This is a genomic window from 'Nostoc azollae' 0708, from assembly GCF_000196515.1.
Taxonomy (GTDB): Bacteria; Cyanobacteriota; Cyanobacteriia; order Cyanobacteriales; family Nostocaceae; genus Trichormus_B; species Trichormus_B azollae.
This window is the reverse complement of record NC_014248.1, coordinates 4,037,539-4,057,305: the sequence shown is the minus strand read 5'-3', so window position 1 is coordinate 4,057,305 and position 19,767 is coordinate 4,037,539. Positions and strand designations below refer to the sequence as shown.

Below are 19,767 nucleotides of genomic sequence, written 5' to 3'. Positions count from 1 at the left end.
ATATTCCCACTTACTAGGAATCTTTGGATATTATGGCGAAGAAAATCAATCCTTATGCTGATAATTTTCATTAGTATTTGAACTTTGATCAAATTGCCGATTTTGAGGATAAGGGAAGAGTGACTTCTAAGGAGGAGCAGGCTTTGTTGGTGTAATCTAGGTTAGGGTGAGTCTTGATGGCTCACCTTAATTCTTAATCAATAAATAAGCTAACTTTTATCCTTAAAACGGAATTGGTAAACCAAGTAATTTTAACAGTGGTACACCTAGAGAAATAGCATCAGCAGTAATACAACTCACATTCGGCACCCTAAAGTGCCACAGAGAGGAATTACGGAGAGAAAAAATCCAAGGGAGCATAAAAAGAAACATATGCAGTGAAAAAAGGCATTGGAGAAACAGTAAAGCACCAAAAATACCATCAAAAGCTATTCTCAATAAGGAGCAATAAGAAAGAATACCGCCCAGAGGAGTCAACAGATAAATGAAGATATTCAAGAGATAAATCATAACTTAGACTAATAGATTGAAGTAAAAAAAGAAATTATGGACATAGTAAAATAGAGCTATAAATCAACGACATGAGGTTATTTTCTGATAGAAATTAAATTAATAGAGAGAGAAATTAGGTAACTAATTGATAGTAGGGAAAACAATGCTCTGGTAAAAGATTCACAATGAAATCTCTCTCTTGAGTCCAGTAACAGATGTGTTTTTCTTGGTTAAGTATAACTAAATAAATAGACTGAAACCATGGAAAAATCCAGCGTAAAGTGGGGCGGTCAGTTGGTTTGCCCAATTGATTTTTTACTGTTGATTTAGACTCTCTCACAGCTGTTCTGATTTGTCGTTGCGCTCAAGTATAAACCAGCAGATATAAACCCATAATCATTCCCAGGGACTCTATTCTCTCTGGACTTTTTAGGAAAATACTGTCTGCACAAAATAATGGGTCTTTGAGAAAAGCAAACCCTCTCTGGCAAGACTGTTGAGCTTTATATTCACTCAAGATGGAGTCATGGGTAAGTTCATTGGAATCCAAAAGGTTTGTACCAATAATAAAAGGCCATGCCCTCAGAAATTCTGTATTAATTTTACTTTCATTCTGGGAGACTGTAGCTGATATTTCAGAGGATATCTCTCCTGAACTATCTTTTTTTTTAGATTTGATTTGAGTAACTTTACTCTGGTTAATTTGGTGATATTTGAATTGTTTGAATAGTTTAGATAACCCCTTGATAGCATCAGCTTCAAAAGCGAATTTTTCTGGTGATAACTTTTTGAAATCTTGCACAGCTTTTGATTGTGCCTTGGTAATTTTTTGTGAGAGTTTACCCAGGTCTAATTCTCTTATTTCTTGACTTTGCACTACTAACCATCTTTGTCCTATTCCTGCATAATTTACTGTTTTTGAAGCTAGTTTATATCCGGGTAAGTTACTATCAATAAATTCTGGTTCTGGTAATGTTGATATTAATGATTGTGCTGATTCTACGCTTAATGGCACTGGACATAACCAGCTTAAATCTGACATCATTCATCATTTTCAGATTTGATTCTGTATATAAGGCCCAGTCTGCTACTATGAGACTGTTAACTTTTAATTGTTTTTGGTACTCTACTGCTATTTTACCAAAGCATGATGAATCTGCTTGGTTTCCCGATGCTAGTATTAAAAATATATATTGGTATGTCTCCATCTCCTGAACATATCATTTCTATGATGAACTGTTTTAACTCCGGTCTATGGTCACCAGAATAACCGTAGGTAATGGTTATTTCTTTTGGTGATTTTACTGCTAATTCTTCTAGTTCTTGATTATTTCCTAGTTTTTGACTCTCAAATATCACTTCTGGTAAGCTGGTATTATATTGCCCATATACGTCCATTTATGATGAGTCTAGATGCCCTGCTCATAGGGATACTCCAAATTTTTGGGCTGCTTTTAAGGCGACAATAAAAAATATTCTATCCAATCCTTTTATAAATAGTTTATCCATGACTCTCCCCAGTTTATCGTCCTTGAGATATTCTGGTTTTACTCCTGGTCCTATTAGATGGTCACAGGGGATTGTTTCAAAATCTTGGGGAAACATATATAAGGGTTTTTATACAAATCCTAACCCGTTTATTATCATGGCTTTTACTACATGACCCGCACTTACTTTCTCTCGAATTTCAAGGATTATTTCTACTACTCCTATGGGGTCTATTATTCCTGCTACTATGCCTAAATGGTCTAAGTTTTGAATTTCCATTTTTTGAAGCTTTGATTTCACAACAGAACTATCCACAACTCCTGTTGTGATTAAATCATTTCTTCTTCTGTTCTAATTTAATTTTTAAATCATTAAATCTTCTTTTCTTTTATCTTCTTTACAGAACTTTATTTTCTCACTCTATTGCCATTTTAATCATACTATTCTTATTAAGCCTTTTCTTCCTTGCAGGAGCTTTAGTTCCTGTGTACTACTATCTGTGACAGTTAGGGTGCGGAAGGTGGGATACTTAAATATTTTCGTGCTTTTTCACTAATACGGCTAAACCATTTTCGCCAATTTGTAACAGCTTTAGCGTGTTCTTCTTGATCTTGATTTTCACTAGCTTCCTTAATAGCTAACAGCTTACCTACTGCTTCATAAGCTGTCAATTTAGAAACATCATCAGATGCTTTTTCATTGGGTGAACGGTTAGCAAGTTGTTGTAATTTACTCAAAGATTTAGTATCTAAACTTGTTGATTCTAGTTCTTGTTTAACCTGAATGAAAGTGTTGTTTTAAGTATTAGCATTACGTCCTACAGCACCAGCCTGTCCTGATACTTCATAATGAGCACCATTACCAATGGTAACAACTTTTTCGCCTCTGTGTATAATTATTGGTTTATGGGCATGAGGAAGTAGATTGTTTTGTCTTCTCTTGCTCTCCTCCTTCCCTAGAGTAGCAATTGCTTGTGAATATTTTTCATCTTTAATACCTTGAAATATATGTTGAATTACTTGAAATATGTCGCCATAAGACAGTTGATATAATGGTATAGTTTGATGGTTTTCGATGTTACCTTGCCAAAGCATAAAAGCTGGAATAACTGTTACCTTTATATTTAGATTTCTTAATTCACTATTAATTCGATAGCCACTAACTGCTTCTGTTAGGTAGTTTCAACTATAGTTGAAAACTATAATATATTAATATATTGTCCTATTAGATAGTGTAAATATTCCCAATAGTGATTAATGAATTTAGGAAAATCATCATTTTTATCAAATAGAACAATACCATTAAACTGATCTTTTTTAACTTTCTATCCTTCAATTTCCCAATCTTCTATTTTTAACCCTTTAACTCTGACAGAATCCTTAGTATTATGAGTCACTAAAATTAAATCATGAGACAGTGCAATAAAATTAGCAGGCCAACCTTTTCCTTTAGGCTTATTTTGCTGTTCTGAATCATTAATAGCTTAAAAAAAAAGTAACAGTTAAATCAGCATTAGTAACATCTACAGAAATATCTAAATGTAATATTGCCTCTTGCCCAATGTGAAAGTTCAGAGTTATTGTTTGCATAGCATTGAATTACATTACATAAACTGGTTTTTACCAGAAAATACATGGTTATACATTATATATTCAAAATTGCTAGCTTGAACATAACACAAAGAGCGATAGAGCAAGTGCTGACTTCTCAGTTCAATATTTTGCTATAGGGAGTTAGTGGTGCTATCACAAAGCTGACCAAAGATATGGCGTTACATAATATTGATAGGATCTACATCAATTGTTAAACTGACGGTAGCAGGACAAAGCACCCGAATTTCTTGCCAATCGGATAAAGTAGGTAGGGCATCAGCAGCAAATTTCAATAATATTTGCCAACGATAACGATTAGCTACTCGTAAAATACTAGCCGGTGCTGGACCTAATATTTCTAATCCTTCCTGATCACTGAAATTTGTGGCAATAATTTGGGCTGTATTCTGGACTTGAATCGGATCAACACTACTCAAGCGTAATAATATTAACCTGCCCATAGGCGGATAATTCAATGCTTGACGTTGTGCTAATTCTGCATCACAGAAAGATTGATAATCATGAGTTTTAACTGCTTCAATAACCGGATGCTCTGGGGTATAGGTTTGCACAATTACCCTTCCCGGATCTTCCCCCCTTCCCGCCCTTCCTGCAACTTGAGTTAAAGTTTGAAATGCACGTTCACTAGCGCGATAATCTGATAAATGCAGTAACCCATCAGCTGCAACTACACCGACAAGGGTAACTTGAGGTAAGTCTAAACCTTTGCTTAGCATTTGTGTTCCTACTAATAAATCTGCTTCACCGTTTGCAAATTGGGTTAGTAAGTTACGGTGTGCGCCTTTGTTACGGGTGGTGTCCCTATCAAAGCGAATTAAACGCAGGTGAGGAAATTGTTTGTTGAGTTCTTGCGCTACTCGTTGAGTACCACTCCCAAAGAATTTGAGGTAAGGGGAACTGCATTTGGGACAATAGGGGGGATGTGATCGCCCATAATTGCAATAATGACATCTTAATAACTGTGGTGTGCCTTCTTCTACATGGTGATAAGCCAAAGAAACATCACAATTTGGACATTCCAGCACATAACCACAACTGCGACAAGAAACAAAGGTGCTGTGTCCGCGACGATGAATAAATAAAATTCCCTGTTGTTTTCTCTCTTGTAGCTGTTCTAGGGCTTCTTGCAGCGATCTACTAAATATAGAACGATTTCCCTCCTGCAACTCTTGCCGCATATCCACAATTTCTACCGGTGGTAATGGCCGGGAATTGATGCGTTCAGGAAGAGAGAGATATTGGAGACTGGGGACTGTTGACTGGTAACTGGTGATTAGGTTATTTATCTCCCCTTCTCCCCTGCTTCCCTCCTCCTTCACACTCACCCAGCTTTCTAAGCAGGGAGTAGCTGAACCTAAAATTAAGGGACAATTTTCCAATTCTGCACGCCACTGGGCGACTGTACGGGCGTGGTAGGTGGGAATGGGAGAATCTTGTTTAAAGCTGCTGTCGTGCTCTTCATCTAGGATGATTAAATCCACGTTGGGTAAAGGGGTAAAAATGGCGCTGCGTGTACCGATGACTACTTGCACCTCTCCCATGAAAATTTGTCGCCAGGTGTCGTAGCGTTCACCCTCGGAGAGGGCGCTGTGATAAACTTGGACTTTATTACCAAAGCGGGCACGAAATCTATCTGTGAGTTGGGGTGTGAGTCCAATTTCGGGGACTAAGACAAGGGCGGATTTACCTTCCTTAAGTAAGGGTGCAATCGCTTGTAAGTAAACCTCTGTTTTTCCTGAACCTGTCACCCCATGTAATAAAACTTTAGCAAATCCATTTAAAGATCTTATTCTTTCTAAAGCGTGAGTTTGGGCATCTGTTAAAGATTTCGCTTGATCCCCAGCTATCAAGGGACTCTGTTCTCTCCGTAATATTTCCCGTTCTTCAATAAGAATGCAACCCTTTTGCTCTAACCCTCTTAAGGTTGGGGGTGTTGTTTTACAAATTTCTACACACTCCGTTAGCCACAACTCACCACCATGATCTCCCAGAAGTTTCAAAATTTCTTGCTGACGCTTATTTAGCTTTGTATATAGCCCATTATTAACTAGCATCACTGCTAGTTTCGTTTGTGGTTTAGAGTATCTAGGTAATTCTAAATAGTTCTCCGCCCAGCCCCGTTCCAGTAATTGTTTTTTTCCCCAGTCAAAACCCTTAACTTGACGTTTGAGATATTTAAAACTGTAGTCTCCATCTTGTTGAGATTGGAGTATTTTCAGTATTTGGAGTGCAGCTGTTGAACGCAAGAAGTTCTCTGCGCCGTTGGGAATGTTTTCTGGCTTAAGACGTAAACGACGTTGCGATCGCCCTAATAAACCCGGTGGTAAAGCTACCCGAATTACCTGAATTAAGGGCGTATAGTAATAAGCGGCGATGCGATTGAGCAATTCCCAATAGGTGCTAGGAAAGAATCCTCTACTGACTACATCTTCTACTTCCCGAATTTTTTCTGGTGCTAAATCTGCCGGCGGTTGAGACAAAAAACGAATAGCGATCGCACCTACCTGTTGCGCCCCAAAAGGAACAGTCAAAATATCCCCTGGTTTTATTTCTAACTGTTCTGGTAATTTATATGTAAATAGGTCTGAGCTTCCCGGACAATCTACAAGCACTTCAATCCAGCTATAAAAAGTTGTTTTCGACTGGTATAACTCAACAGGTTCACCTACAGCCACAGCAGATAAACTTACATCCTTAATATACATAATTCCTAGCTTTTTTAATAGATATTTGCTCACCTATCTGGAGAAGACTCACGCCAACTTACTTAACTTTAATTTCCTACTTTACTACAGCTAAACTGTATTTAGCAATACTTTTATTACTAACCATACTTGATAAGTTTTTATTTATGTAATCTACCAGACAAATTATTTTCCACAGTACGTGCAATAAATATTTGATGCTAACTACACAAATGCAAGTATATTAGATGTTAATAAAACGTTGTTTTATCTACTAAATAGGGAGTATGGTTTTTCCACCTATTGATAGATATTCAATGGTTTTTCAATATGAGATGCTTTTATACAATCAAGATTATCCGGATTTTAAGCTATCATTTTTGTAATTTGTATTGTTTGGGAAGCATTTCCTTCGAGCCTTCATTTATCCTCCAAAGCAAAGAAAATTTAGGAAAATATATGGGAGATTAAGATATAGACAGTTTAGATGGAATTTTTATATTTGTTAAGATTGAGAATGTTTGAGGGGTTTTGACATAGTTGGTGATTAGCAAAAAAAAGAGGAATATGTCTGCTGGTAGTGGAAAAAGATGGTATTTTGGGTGCAAAGACCATATAAGTTGTATCTAAAAGTAAGCAAAATATGATAGGCAGATACAGATTTTTATTCCGACTCAGGAATTTTCAAGAAGATTGTATTTCGCCAAATAAATGGGTGTATTTGTCTCTTAGGGAAACTACCAATCCTCACACGAGCAGCTATCACTAAATTATGTACCAAACAAAGCAACAATCCCGAAAGGAAACTATGAATCTTGCTGAATTGGGAACAATGGAAATACTAGAGACTGCTGCTGATCATGAAGAACCATCACTTGATAGTTTAGAAGCAGTAGTATTTGAAGACTCTTCAATCATAGAAAATTTGGAGTTAGATGAACGCGATGGCGATGAAATGGCCGCGGCTCGTCCTTCCGGATACAATAAAACCGAACATGACGATGCTGTAGGCGCTTTTTTCAAAGAAATGGCGCGTTATCCCCTCCTTAAACCTGATGAAGAAGTAGAATTAGCACGACGAGTTAGGTTTTTAGAAGAAGTAAAAGACTTACAAGCGGCTTTAGAAGAAGAACTAGGACAGCAACCAAGCAGAAGCGAAGTAGCTGCTAAGTTTGAGATGACAGAAAAACAACTAGAAAGCCGCTTATATCAAGGACGGGTAGCCAAGCGAAAAATGATTCGCTCCAATTTAAGGCTAGTAGTATCTATTGCTAAACGATATCTTAACCGGGGAGTTCCTTTTCTAGATTTGATTCAGGAAGGAGCAATGGGTTTAAACCGCGCTACAGAAAAGTTTGACCCCGATAAAGGATATAAATTCTCAACCTACGCTTATTGGTGGATTAGACAGGCAATTACAAGAGCGATCGCTAATGATGCCCGCACCATTCGCTTACCGATACATATTGTTGAAAAACTTAACAAACTCAAAAAAGCTCAACGCGAACTAAAGCAAAAACTAGCTCGTAACCCCTCGGAAGCAGAAATGGCCACAGCCTTAGAAATTAGCATCCAACAACTGCGTCAACTCCAACAACTGCGTCGTCAAGCACTCTCCCTTAACCACCGTGTCGGTAAAGAAGAAGACACCGAATTAATGGACTTACTAGAAGACGAAGATAACCAATCTCCAGAAGCAAAAATGAACGAAAACATGATGCGTCAGGAGATTTGGGAAGTGTTAGGAGATGTCCTCACCCCACGAGAAAAAGACGTAATCTCTCTGCGCTATGGACTAACAACCAGCGAACCCTGCACCCTAGAAGAAGTTGGTAATATGTTCAACCTTTCCCGTGAACGAGTACGCCAAATTCAAAGTAAAGCCATGCGAAAATTACGCCGTCCCCACATAGCTAAACGTTTAAAAGGGTGGTTGATATGAGTCATTAGTTCAGTTATCAGTTATCAGTTATCAGTTATCAGTATTTCTACTGTTCACTGTTAACTGTTCACGGTCACCTGTTCCCTATTACCTGCTGTAACTATAAACTATGGACTGTGGACTATAGACTAAAGACTAATGACATCCCATAGCGATTTAATTGTCCGTTTTGCCGAACCCAGTGATTGCACTGTACTGTTTGAATTAATTCAAGGATTAGCAGAATACGAAAAATTATCTGATGCTGTTACTGGTAACGCTCAAGCATTAAAAGAACATCTATTTGGTGAACCAAAATATATAGAGGCAATCTTAGCCGAAATTGCAGGTCGAACCGTGGGTTTTGCTTTATTTTTTCATAATTATTCAACCTTTCTCACCAAGCCAGGAATTTATCTCGAAGATATATTTGTTTTACCAGAATATCGAGGGCAAGGTATTGGTAAAGCACTCTTGACTAAATTGGCAAAGATAGCTATAGAATGCAATTGTGGACGTTTAGAATGGAGTGTTTTAGATTGGAATATTTCCGCACAAACATTTTATCGCAACATGGGAGCAGATATTTTAGAAAATTGGCGAATTTGTCGCGTTACTGAGGAAGGATTAACACAGTTAGCAAATCAATAAAAATCTTCAAGGATAAAGGATAACTTGATTATAATTGCCTTTAATCCTTAATTTTTGATTTATTCTTTGGCATTGCTCAATCTGACTTTACATAAATTTACATCTCTCTTAAACCCTTGATATCACAATCAGTCAATCTCAATTTCTCAATTATCAACTCCAAGTTTTACAGCCTGTCATTTGACTAATACAACTTAATCAAAAGAGAATTATGAAGGAAGGATATTGCACGTAATCAGCAATTGTTGTAGAGAGAACACGAGATGAAAAAGATAATTTCAGTATTACTGTTAGGCATCACCATCTTCACCTTTGCCTTCAGTAGTCCAGCTTTAGCGGCAGATGCTGCTGCTGGAAGAGCAGTATTTACAGCTAACTGTGCTTCTTGTCATGCAGGTGGGAAGAATCTAGTTAATGCTGGTAAAAGTCTGAAAAAAGCAGACTTAGAAAAGTACAATATGTACTCCGAAGAAGCTATTCTTGCTCAAGTTACAAAAGGTAAAGGTGCTATGCCTGCCTTCCAAGGTAAGTTACAACCTGCCCAAATTGAAAATGTAGCTGCTTATGTATTTGAACAAGCAGGTAACGAATGGAAGTAAGTTAATTAGCATTTGATTAATTTACAATATGCGGGGCTTTTTGTCCCGCTAATTTTGTCATACTGAAATTATCAAAGGAGATGTTTATGATTTATTTCTGGCGATTAATTTTCAGTGTCATTATAGCTTTTTCTTTGATATTTATCACTCCCAGTGCCCATTCATTAGCTGTTACTGACAACGAAATTACAGCTACTGATTTATTTAAATTGGGTGTAAAACAAATGCAGCAAGAGAATTACCAAGCTGCTATTGAATATTTAAATTTGGCTATTAAAATGCAACATCAGTATACAGCAGCATACAAAAATCGCTGTTTAGCTTACCTGCAACTACAAGATTATCATCAAGCGATCGCAGATTGTACCCAAGCATTAAATTTAGTAACTGATGACTCAGAAGCTTATCTCAGGAGGGGATTAGCAGAATACAGAAAAGGTAATTATCTAGATGCTATTACCGATTATAATCAAGCACTGGCTATAAAACCTGATGATTTCCGCGCTTACTATAATCGGGGTATCACTTTTGCAGAACAAGGGAATTACTTCCAGGCAATTATTGATTATAATCAGGCTTTAAGTAATATTACTCCAAACAATAATCTCTTATTATCAGATATATATAATGACAGAGGTTTAGCTTATTTTGATTTGCAAAATTTATCAGCAGCTATGCAAGACTTTGGTCTAGCAATTGAATTAAACCCTAATGATGATAGAGCTTATTTTAACCGAGGTTGTATTTGTGGACGCATAGGTGATAATCTGGGAGCAAGGCATGATTTTTCCCAAGTTATCAGACTCAATCATAGTAATGCTCTAGCTTATCTAAACCGAGGAATAGCTAACTATAACTTAGAATATTATCAAAGAGCGATCGCTGACTTACAACAAGCATCTAAATATTTTGCAAAACAAGAACAAACACTTGCTTCCCAGAAAACTTTAGACTTGCTTAAAATTGTTCAACAAGAAATATCATCAGTATCAGAAATCGCATAACCCTAACATTTGATGTTAAATATCTAAGCATTAAACAAACTATCAGCAGTCATCTAAATTCTTATCTCTAGCTGGTGTGAAGGTTTGAATTGTTGAAGATGATGCTGATTCGCGAGATTTTGTGGTTTTGGTATTAGAGCGAGAGGGGGCTGAGGCGATCGCAGTATCTTCGGCTTTTGAAGTATTACAAGTCTTAATACAGACAAAGCCTTATGTTTTGGTCAGCGATACTAGTATGCCCGATATGGATGGCTATATGGTCATCCGTCACCTGAGAATGTTGACTCCAGAAGCCGGTGGAAAAATCCCGGTGATCGCCTTAACCGCCTATGCTAGAGATGATGACCAGAAACAAGCACTACAAGTAGGGTATCAAATTCATTTATCCAAGCCAACGCAGAAAAATTAGTTACAGCTGTTGTGAAACTCGTCGCAACAGGAGTGCAATATCAGTCCTATGGTTAGACAACCTGTTTTTAAAATCTAAAATTGCTATGCGCGCGAGAATTGAAAATAATGTTTTATTTCTTCACCACGAAGATTTACCTGAATTTAAAAAAGGTGGTTCTGTGGTGAGAAATTCTTATTTTTGGGCCCTACGTTCAATTGCTGGTCGTTCTAGACGTTATAGTGATTGGGAATATGAATCTGATGTGTGGTTAGCACTAGGGCGGATGCTGATGTCTTTTACTGAATCGGGATATTTGGTATATAGAGAAACAGTGTTAGAGTTTCCCCTATCACAAGGGGAAATTCCTCATGTTTTACGGGATGTGGCAACTTGGGAATAAGGAAAAAAATTAGGGAGGATCTGTCTTCAGAATTACAAATGATTGTAAAGTACCATTAATATTTTTTGCCTATTTTGAGGGCAGCACTAGCTGGAATCGTAACTTGGACTATTCCCTGCTCAAGAGGGATCAAATCGCTTTGATAAACTTCATTTCCCAGGTCATCTATTAACACAAGTTATCCAGATTTTGTGGTATTTTGGGGAACATATACATACAAATTTGGATTTTCAGAAACCGTTTGGCCTTCATGATTCCATCTTAGCATTAAAGTAGTGAGAGATAGTTTTTCATTATTTAGTTGTCACACAAGAATTTCTTCTTCTTCCTCCTCCACCTGTTCTAGTCAGTTCGCCACCATGAGACGCAGATGGCAAACCAAATATTGATCCTGCTGTACCTCTAGTTCCAGGGCTATCTCGGTCAGGTTGTTGAGGAGGTTTAGGACTTGAAGTGGACTGTGATAATAGAGAGGGCTGAAAATTTAGAAAGGATTATGTGTCTGGCTTTCCATAGTGTTAAGATGAGGAAAGAGCCAAGGAAAGAATCAGGGTTGGTAATAGTTACGAATAGTTCCTATCCATGAAGATGTTGATGACTAATTCATAACTGACCTCATATCCATAACATGTATGAAATGGGCAAAGCTAATGAACCAATTACTAATGTGACTAAACCACAAATAGTTAGTAAGAATTACTTGTGAGTAAATTGGGCAATCCAGGGGAAATCTTTGTTTAGGTACCCGGGATATTTTTACAAGTCTAATGACCTGTTTAACAAAAATACCCTTGGTAGAAAACTCTTTGTTTCCTGCCTTTTGTTCTGAGTCACCATGGCATAATCGCTATAATCTTTTTCTACCTGTTTAAGGAGACTAGGAGGGAAAACATTTCGTAATATCTCTATCCAGTAATGAAATGTGTCCTTTGCTTCCGTTTTCCATATACCGAAATGCAAACCTAAAACCTCAAATGTTGGCATTTTCCTCCAATAGAATAAGCATAGACATACCTCTTCTTTTTTCTTTTATCTCTAGTTTCCGTTTCCCCCCTCCTCCTTTGTGATTTATACCTATCTTTTTACTTTCTATGTCACCTTGAAGTTTTTTATGCTACATTCCACATTGGGCTAACAAGTCTTGAAACTTATGGTTAGTTATTCCCAGTATTTGTTTTCTACGATGTGGATATTCTTGAATATAGTTAATTTAGTGGATTTTTCCTTTTCCTACACCCTCAAGATTCCCTTCTACCATTTTTTCCACACCAAGTTAATTTTCCTGATAGGTCTAATGTTGGTAAACAAAAACTTGATAAAATTATCAGGGCTGGAGAAAGTCCGACTACATTTTTTAAAACAGTACTAATATACCTTTAGAAATTCATCATACTAAAATAGCCCTTAATACTTTATTTAAAATCCACATTTACAAAAGCCAATTCCGTAGTTATATAAAAATATGGCTGCTGATAGGGTGGAAATACAGAATTTCCACTCTCCACAAGTAATTTAATCAATCAAATCGGATTTCTGCAAATGGTATTTTCCTTGAAACGTAAGAATTCAGGAGTCAGGAGTCAGGAATCAGGAGTTAGAATATTTGAGAAATTTGTTAATTATCAATTAGGTATTATTGGCGTTAGCCTGAAAAAGCTGACTGCTTATGGCTGAATGCTTACCTTGAAACTAAGAAATAGGTTCAAAAACCATTTGGGGAATCAAGATATGGTCTTGGATTTGGGCAATACCTAAAAAGCGGGCTTCTTCATAGACTCTTACCAGTCCCAGCAAATCAATATCTAGAGGAACTTGCTGACCTTGACACCATTTTTTGGCAAATGTTCCCGATATATTTACAGATGGTAACGTTTGTAAAGCTGCATCTGCGGGTATGGGTTGAAATGTACCGGTTTGAAGTTGGGTTTCTAAATCTGTGAGGGTGACACTGTCTTGTAAGCAAAAACTGCTGCTTTCTGTTCTTATCAAAGCGGCGAGAGTGCCACCCGTATTTAGAACTATACCTAAATCACGAGCGATCGCTCTAATATAGGTTCCTGCACTACAAGCGAGCGCCAGATCCAATTCTGGAAAATCCCCATCACGCCAGTCTAAAACTTCTATATTTAAAACTTCTACTGTTCTCGTTGGTGCAAGTACCATTTCGCCTTTTCGTGCCAAATCATACAAACGTTGTCCATCAACTTGAATGGCGCTATAACTGGGAGGAATTTGCTCAATTTTACCTATAAATTGTGAAAGTGCTGTTTTTATATCTGCCAAACTTAACCCAGCACAAGGTTGAGAAGTAATCACTTCCCCTTCTAAATCATCAGTAGTTGTACGTACACCAAGGCGAACAGTAGCTTGATAAGCTTTTTCACCAGGTAAATATTGTAATAACCTGGTAGCTTTACCCAAAGCGATCAGTAAAATCCCAGTAGCTGCTGGATCTAAAGTTCCTGCGTGTCCCACCCGTTTTAGACGCAAGAGTTTACGTACCCGCGCTACGCAGTCGTGGGAAGTCCAGCCATAAGGTTTGTTTAAATTCAGAAAGCCCTGCACAAAATCATTGGTAATTCGTAATTCGTAATTAATTATATTCGATGGAGTGAGCAAGATGAATAGATTAAAAATACATCACAAAAAAATCATGACATGAAGCAAGGATACACCAATATCTCAAATCCAAAATCCAAACCTGATTATGGTTGTAGGAAGTTTTTTTCCCGGGGATCACTTCCTGAATATTACTACCTAATACTGAGGCGAATTCTTGACTATTCAAAGACTGCACAAGACTCAACCCCAAAAACTGACTAGAAATAGTTTTAGCGTAACCCGCATTCAGGTAGGGAATATATTGTGGCTTTTGAGAAACATACGTTTGGAAAAACGACAAGCTAAACGCATTTATATAACTACGCGCTTGGGAAGCATTACCAATCATATCTGTAGGTAATCGGACTTGCTGACTACCAGTATTACTATTACCAATACTAGAAAAATGAGTTCCACCCACAAGCATAACCAGATATTTATGGGGATGCGTTAACCAGGAAAACGGTAAAATTTGTTCATATAAAGCTGGTGCAACAGTATCTTCACTGCTACTAACAAACATGACAGGAGTTTGAATTTGATTCAAGCCAACTTGACCGAAAATAGAGCTAGTAATGGGATTAACAGCAATTGCAGCTTTAACTCTTTCATCCCGTAAATTAAAATTATATTTTTGTCTGGACTTCGTTTGTAATTCTAAAGCGCGACATTGCAGCAGTAAAGACATATTCCAGGTATCTCGCAGCACATCTGGTTGACAATCTTGTTCTAGCTGTTCGAAATTAATCTTTGCACCTGCTAAAACTAGAGCAGTGTAACCACCAAAAGATTGACCAAATACTCCCACCTGTTCCAAGTTTAATTTACCTTTAAAAATTGGATCATATTGGTTAGAGTTTTGGAGTTGATCTAATATGTATTTTATATCTAAAGGTTGATCTAAAAATTCACCAGCCTCTATAACTTTACGCGTATTTCTCTTGATGAAAAATTGCTTTTGTGGCTGTTGATCCTGACTAACTGGATGATTAGGAACGACAACAGCTAATCCGCGGGAAGCCAAATGATGAGCTAAATAACGAAAGTTACTGCTGTCTAAACCTAAGCCATGAGAAATCACAATTACTGGTGTGGGGTGGGGAACGTTAGGAATATAAACATCTGTAAACAAACGGCGATTACGGGTAGAGTCAAAAAATTCCAGCGTGTACTTATTTGATTGAAAATTTCCTTCAGTTTGTAAATCTGGCAATGGCGATAGATTTACATTTCGGATCTTACCAGCTTCGATATTTGATAATTGTTGAATTGCTGCGATTGCTTTATCAGTTTCACTAATTAGTTGTTCTAGTTTACCAGCTATTTCTAAACTATCACCTAACTTAAGATGAACAGTGCTGCTGGGATAGTTCCGTAACAAATTCAATAAACTCAAGCCTTCCGGTTCACCAGAAGCAGCAATGATCGCATCACGTAAAGCATTGAATTCTGATTCAGGTACCAAAGATTTAGTTTTTATTACTTCTGCTAGACGTCGCAGTAGGAATTCTCCTTGTTGGGTGTGGAGAAATCGTGCAGCAATAGCCGGACTAATTTTTACAGACCTTAGTAAAATTTGTCGTAATTCTTGCAGTTTTTTAAATGAAATATACTGTTTAGAAATTGCTAACTCATCATCAATTACTCCCGTTTTTACATAAGTTTCCAAACTAATCACGGGAATGGGAATTTCTAGTATAGAATAAGAAGCATAGATTTTCTCGGCTGCCATGACAGAATTACTAATTCCCAATGTTGGCAGCAGCATTAAAAGTACCAGCAATAGAGAATTTTTTCTCAGGGTGTTGGCCCAATTACCAAACAAACTATTCATCGCTCAAATGTTTCAGTGACGTTGTTTAGCGAGGCGTTAAATTTGGTAGTTATTCAGACACCCTGTTGATTATATTGATTAATTATTTATATACTATATATTCCCTGATATTTGTGGATGTTTTTGAGATTTCTCACCTTAAGATCCTAACAAACTAAAAAATACTTTACCTCAGTGTTTATTTAGTAGCTTTGGATGATATCAAATAACTTGACATATAGTAGGAATTCAGAACTATTGCGATAGCTTATGTGACGATATAGGAGTCAGGAGTCAGGAGTCAGAATGTTTGAGAAATTGGTTAATTATCAAATAGGTATTTTTGCCGTTAGCCTGAAAAAGCTAACTGCTGATGGCTGTTCGTGTAGCATGACGTTAGGCATTAGCTGAATGCTTACAAAAATATCCCCCTCATTACCCTCATCCCCCTGTCCCCTTTTCTTCAGATTTACCCAACGCAATCGTTACCGAACTAGAAACAACTAACAATGCGCCAACAATTCCTATTAATGTTATATGTTCTGGCGTAATTAAAGTAGGGAAAATATTTGCAACCAACCAAACTGATATTAAAGTTACAAGAGGAGCTAAAGCTAATATAGCACTCACTCTTGAAGCTTCCCAATGTTCTAATGATTCAGCAAAAGCACCATAGGCAATGAGAGTGTTTAATCCACAAAACAGCAGCATTCCTAAATGAAGAATATCAAGGGTAAAAATTGTATTGAGTTTCGCTAAAGGAGTGAATAATAAAGTACATCCACCATAAATTATGAGCATGATATTAGAGGATGAAAAAGATTGTAATAGCTGCTTTTGTATCAAGGCATAAATTGCCCATGCTACTGCACCTATGACTATTAATCCACTGCCTAAAAGATATTGTCCCTGTGCTGTGATTAAATTCGTTAATTGAGCTTTAAAAAATAGCATAAAACCTAAAGTTAAGACACTAACACCAAACCATTGCCGTAATGTATAACGCTCTTTAAAAATTACCAAACCACCAAAACCTAATAAAACAGCAGCTAACTGAATTATCACTTCAGCATTAACAGCACCTGCTAACGCTAAACCTTGCATGAAGAAAAAGTAATTAGCTGCCAAAAATATTGTTGCTATTGCTAATAATTTGCGAGAATTAGTCTCTAATTGTTCTAAAGTTGGTAATTTTTTCTGCACATATAAATAAATCATCAGCAATACAAACGACATCAAAAAGCGAAACCAAATGACAGTGTAGACATCTAGTGCTTGTAGCGTTACCTTGAGGGCAATTGGTAGAATACCCCATAAAAAAACCGTTAGTAAGGATAAACCTAGGCCTAAACGCCAGCGACCGGAAGTTTGATGCATCATTCAGTGATATTTAGTACAGTACAGCGTAAAGAGACCAACCATTTAAAATAAACAAAAACCCTAATTCCTAAAATTTTAGGGTGTGTTATGGCTAATTCTTACTCTCTCAAATTCCTAAATCCTGACATAGCCGTAAGTAACACACCCTACTTAATATTTATTTTATAAATAGGGTCTAAATCCAGTTTAATTAACCAATAAGCTCTGGTATAAATAATCCTGTTTGGGTGGCGATTGTTCTCTCCATTAATTAATTATACACATTATTTTCTTGTTCCCTATTCCTTGTTAAAAGCCTCTACGTTCGCGTAGCGTCTCTTAGGGAGTAAGTATAGCCACGTCACGTAAACTATTACAAATCCAGCTATATTCTCTATCTTAAATGTCGCACTCTTAACTACCGCTATACCGCTAGGTTAGTGGGAGAGTGTCAATGCCATGATCATACTTTTACGATAATTTATATACGCAAATATACGATTTACAGCCGTATGTATGGATTGAGACTAATAATATGTATGGGAAATAATCAAAAAAAAATTATATCTAACGAGCAATTTAATTAATTGCAGATCTTGTGTCAAAATATCTAACTGTTGAGGTAATAAATCAAGTAGCATAAAATTTTATCTAAATTTACTGAAACTACGGAAAGTAGGTAAAAAAAACTGATTAATCAGAAAATTACTCTCACCTCAATCATTTTCAATCATTGAGGTGAGAGTAAGTATAATTACAGGAGTCATCGCCATTACAACCCCATTTAAAAGTGTAGGGTTGCAGAGGTGCAGAGTTGCTCCCGTTGCAGGGGTAAATAATGTACCCTTTTTCCTTCTGATAGCACAGCTTGGCTGATGACTCCTACGTTGTCACGTAAGCTATAGCCATAGTGCCGACTAGGAACTAATATCTTTTGCAGTAGTTTTATAAAATTTAAGTTTAATCGAGTAGAAAGTACATGGGACAAGGTTTTTTACAAATTGCGTTAACGCTATCTATTGTCGTATTAATTACTCCCCAATTAGGTAGATACATAGCCCGTGTCTTCTTGGGAGAAAACACAATACTTGACTTGATACTGAACCCGATAGAGAAGATTCTTTATATACTAGCAGGAGTCCGTAAAAAAGAGGAAATGACTGTTTGGCAGTATATTCGAGCAGTAATATATAGTAACTTAGTCATGGGTATTTCTGTGTATGCATTAATCTCTTTTCAGAGATTATTACCTTGGAATCCTAACAGATTTGGTACGCCTACATGGGATATATTGCTACACACAACGATATCTTTTTTAACTAATACTGACCAGCAACATTACACCGGTGAAACAACTTTAAGCTACTTTAGCCAAACAGCAGCTTTAGGTTTTTTGATGTTCACATCAGCAGCGACTGGTTTATCCGTAGGTATAGCTTTTATTCGCGGGTTGACAGGAAGAAAGTTAGGGAATTTTTATTTTGATATCACCCGTGCTATTACCCGGATATTATTACCCCTTTCGATAATTGGGGCGATCACACTTATAGCCCTTGGTGTACCACAAACATTCAACGAAACTCTGGTTGTTCAAACCTTAGAAGGAGGAACCCAATATATTGCTAGAGGGCCAGTAGCCTCCTTTGAAATGATTAAAATGTTAGGTGAAAACGGAGGCGGCTTTTTTGGTGCGAACTCTGCCCATCCCTTTGAAAATCCTAATGGTGCTGCTAACTTGATAGAAATCATCGCCATGTTAGCTATTCCGACATCCTTAATTTATACCTACGGCGTATTTGCCAATAATCTGAAACAAACTTGGTTGCTGTTTTGGACGGTATTTATCATCTTCGTAGTTTTAATTTGGATTACAGCAGCAGGTGAACTACAAGGAAATCCCCTGATTAATAATGCGTTGGGTGTACAATTACCAAATTTAGAAGGTAAAGAACTACGACTTGGCTGGGCAGAAACAGCATTATGGGCTGTTGCCACTACGGCTACTATGTGTGGTGCTGTGAATGGAATGCAGGATTCCCTGATGCCTTCTGGCATATTTTCGACTTTATTTAATATGTTCCTCCAAATTATTTGGGGTGGACAAGGAACAGGAACAGCCTACCTATTTATTTACCTAATTCTCACTGTTTTCATCACCGGGTTAATGGTAGGACGCACCCCGGAATTTTTCGGGCGCAAAATTGAACAACCAGAAATTGTCCTGGCCAGCATAGTCTTTTTGATTCACCCGATTGTAGTTTTGATTCCCAGTGCGATCGCCCTAGCATATCCTATTTCCCTATCAGGAATTAGCAACCCAGGCTTTCACGGCATTTCTCAAGTAGTTTATGAATATGCTTCAGCCTCAGCTAATAACGGTTCTGGCTTAGAAGGATTAAAAGATAACACTTTGTGGTGGAACTTAAGCACAAGTTTCAGCATTTTAGCAGGGCGGTACATTCCCATTATGGCCATGCTCCTCTTAGCTGATAGTATGTCCCATAAACCAAAACCACCAGAAACCCGTGGTACTTTCAGAACCGATTCCCTACTGTTTACCACCGTCACGGCTGGCGTAACTATTATTTTGGGACTCCTCACCTTCTTCCCCGTTTTAGCTTTAGGACCCATAGCCGAAGGTTTTAAACTAGCTGGTGGAAGCTAGGTAACTGGTGACTGGGGACTGGGGGAGATGAGGAAGATAGGGAAGACGGGGAAGTAATTTTCCTAATGACCAATGACCAATGACTA

Annotated in this window: 16 protein-coding genes and 1 pseudogene; 8 read left to right on the top strand and 9 right to left on the bottom strand. The window is 37.4% G+C overall.

All coding sequences use genetic code 11. The features are described 5' to 3' along the window. Positions 1–625 precede the first annotated feature (625 nt). The 4 genes and pseudogenes from AAZO_RS44015 to priA all read right to left on the bottom strand — a co-directional run bounded on the left by AAZO_RS44015 (position 626) and on the right by priA (position 6,298). Positions 626–2,259 (bottom strand): annotated as a pseudogene (locus tag AAZO_RS44015) (IS1634 family transposase). A gap of 227 nt (positions 2,260–2,486) precedes the next feature. Continuing rightward, positions 2,487–2,717 carry a hypothetical protein gene (locus AAZO_RS18920; protein WP_013192490.1) on the bottom strand — a complete coding sequence of 77 codons (231 nt, stop codon included), beginning with the start codon at positions 2,715–2,717 and terminating at the stop codon, positions 2,487–2,489. Between the two features lie 60 nt (positions 2,718–2,777). Continuing rightward, positions 2,778–3,074 carry a hypothetical protein gene (locus AAZO_RS18915; RefSeq protein ID WP_013192489.1) on the bottom strand — a complete coding sequence of 99 codons (297 nt, stop codon included), beginning with the start codon at positions 3,072–3,074 and terminating at the stop codon, positions 2,778–2,780. Positions 3,075–3,751: 677 nt separating this feature from the next. Continuing rightward, complete coding sequence (priA, locus tag AAZO_RS18910) at positions 3,752–6,298, bottom strand: primosomal protein N' (RefSeq protein ID WP_013192487.1); 2,547 nt, start codon at positions 6,296–6,298, stop codon at positions 3,752–3,754. A 751-nt stretch (positions 6,299–7,049) separates the two neighbouring features. On the opposite strand from priA, the gene AAZO_RS18905 reads away from it, so the two are divergent. The 6 genes from AAZO_RS18905 to AAZO_RS18880 all read left to right on the top strand — a co-directional run bounded on the left by AAZO_RS18905 (position 7,050) and on the right by AAZO_RS18880 (position 11,243). Next, positions 7,050–8,219, top strand: coding sequence for an RpoD/SigA family RNA polymerase sigma factor (locus AAZO_RS18905; RefSeq protein WP_013192486.1), 1,170 nt, complete (start codon positions 7,050–7,052; stop codon positions 8,217–8,219). A 138-nt stretch (positions 8,220–8,357) separates the two neighbouring features. Beyond that, positions 8,358–8,849 carry a GNAT family N-acetyltransferase gene (locus tag AAZO_RS18900; protein ID WP_013192485.1) on the top strand — a complete coding sequence of 164 codons (492 nt, stop codon included), beginning with the start codon at positions 8,358–8,360 and terminating at the stop codon, positions 8,847–8,849. A gap of 263 nt (positions 8,850–9,112) precedes the next feature. Continuing rightward, the gene (gene petJ / locus AAZO_RS18895) at positions 9,113–9,448 is read left to right on the top strand and encodes a cytochrome c6 PetJ (protein WP_013192484.1); all 336 of its coding nucleotides are present in this window, start codon (positions 9,113–9,115) and stop codon (positions 9,446–9,448) included. 86 nt (positions 9,449–9,534) lie between these two features. Continuing rightward, positions 9,535–10,452 (top strand): tetratricopeptide repeat protein, encoded by a 918-nt coding sequence (locus tag AAZO_RS18890; RefSeq protein WP_013192483.1) that lies wholly within the window; start codon positions 9,535–9,537, stop codon positions 10,450–10,452. Between the two features lie 121 nt (positions 10,453–10,573). Beyond that, entirely contained in the window at positions 10,574–10,861 is a 288-nt protein-coding gene (locus AAZO_RS18885) for a response regulator (protein WP_041641433.1), read from the top strand. Between the two features lie 85 nt (positions 10,862–10,946). After that, positions 10,947–11,243, top strand: a complete 297-nt coding sequence (locus AAZO_RS18880; protein WP_013192482.1) for a hypothetical protein — start codon at positions 10,947–10,949, stop codon at positions 11,241–11,243. 756 nt (positions 11,244–11,999) lie between these two features. Here the strand turns inward: AAZO_RS18880 and AAZO_RS18875 are convergent. After that, entirely contained in the window at positions 12,000–12,227 is a 228-nt protein-coding gene (locus tag AAZO_RS18875; protein WP_041641430.1) for a transposase family protein, read from the bottom strand. Positions 12,228–12,782: 555 nt separating this feature from the next. On the opposite strand from AAZO_RS18875, the gene AAZO_RS41630 reads away from it, so the two are divergent. Then, the gene (locus AAZO_RS41630) at positions 12,783–12,917 is read left to right on the top strand and encodes a hypothetical protein (RefSeq protein WP_013192481.1); all 135 of its coding nucleotides are present in this window, start codon (positions 12,783–12,785) and stop codon (positions 12,915–12,917) included. Positions 12,918–12,932: 15 nt separating this feature from the next. Here AAZO_RS41630 and truB read toward each other — a convergent pair whose 3' ends face one another. The 4 genes from truB to AAZO_RS34200 all read right to left on the bottom strand — a co-directional run bounded on the left by truB (position 12,933) and on the right by AAZO_RS34200 (position 18,004). Next, a complete protein-coding gene (truB, locus tag AAZO_RS18870; RefSeq protein WP_013192480.1) occupies positions 12,933–13,808 on the bottom strand; it encodes a tRNA pseudouridine(55) synthase TruB in 876 nt (291 codons plus the stop codon). A 64-nt stretch (positions 13,809–13,872) separates the two neighbouring features. After that, positions 13,873–15,678 carry an alpha/beta hydrolase gene (locus tag AAZO_RS18865; protein WP_013192479.1) on the bottom strand — a complete coding sequence of 602 codons (1,806 nt, stop codon included), beginning with the start codon at positions 15,676–15,678 and terminating at the stop codon, positions 13,873–13,875. 420 nt (positions 15,679–16,098) lie between these two features. Beyond that, the gene (locus AAZO_RS18860) at positions 16,099–17,037 is read right to left on the bottom strand and encodes a DMT family transporter (protein WP_013192478.1); all 939 of its coding nucleotides are present in this window, start codon (positions 17,035–17,037) and stop codon (positions 16,099–16,101) included. 763 nt (positions 17,038–17,800) lie between these two features. Beyond that, a complete protein-coding gene (locus tag AAZO_RS34200; RefSeq protein WP_144031331.1) occupies positions 17,801–18,004 on the bottom strand; it encodes a hypothetical protein in 204 nt (67 codons plus the stop codon). Between AAZO_RS34200 and kdpA the strand changes: the two genes are divergently transcribed. Next, on the top strand, positions 17,996–19,681 hold the full coding sequence (kdpA, locus tag AAZO_RS18855) for a potassium-transporting ATPase subunit KdpA (RefSeq protein ID WP_013192476.1): 1,686 nt from the start codon (positions 17,996–17,998) through the stop codon (positions 19,679–19,681). The genes AAZO_RS34200 and kdpA overlap by 9 nt on opposite strands. Positions 19,682–19,767 lie beyond the last annotated feature (86 nt).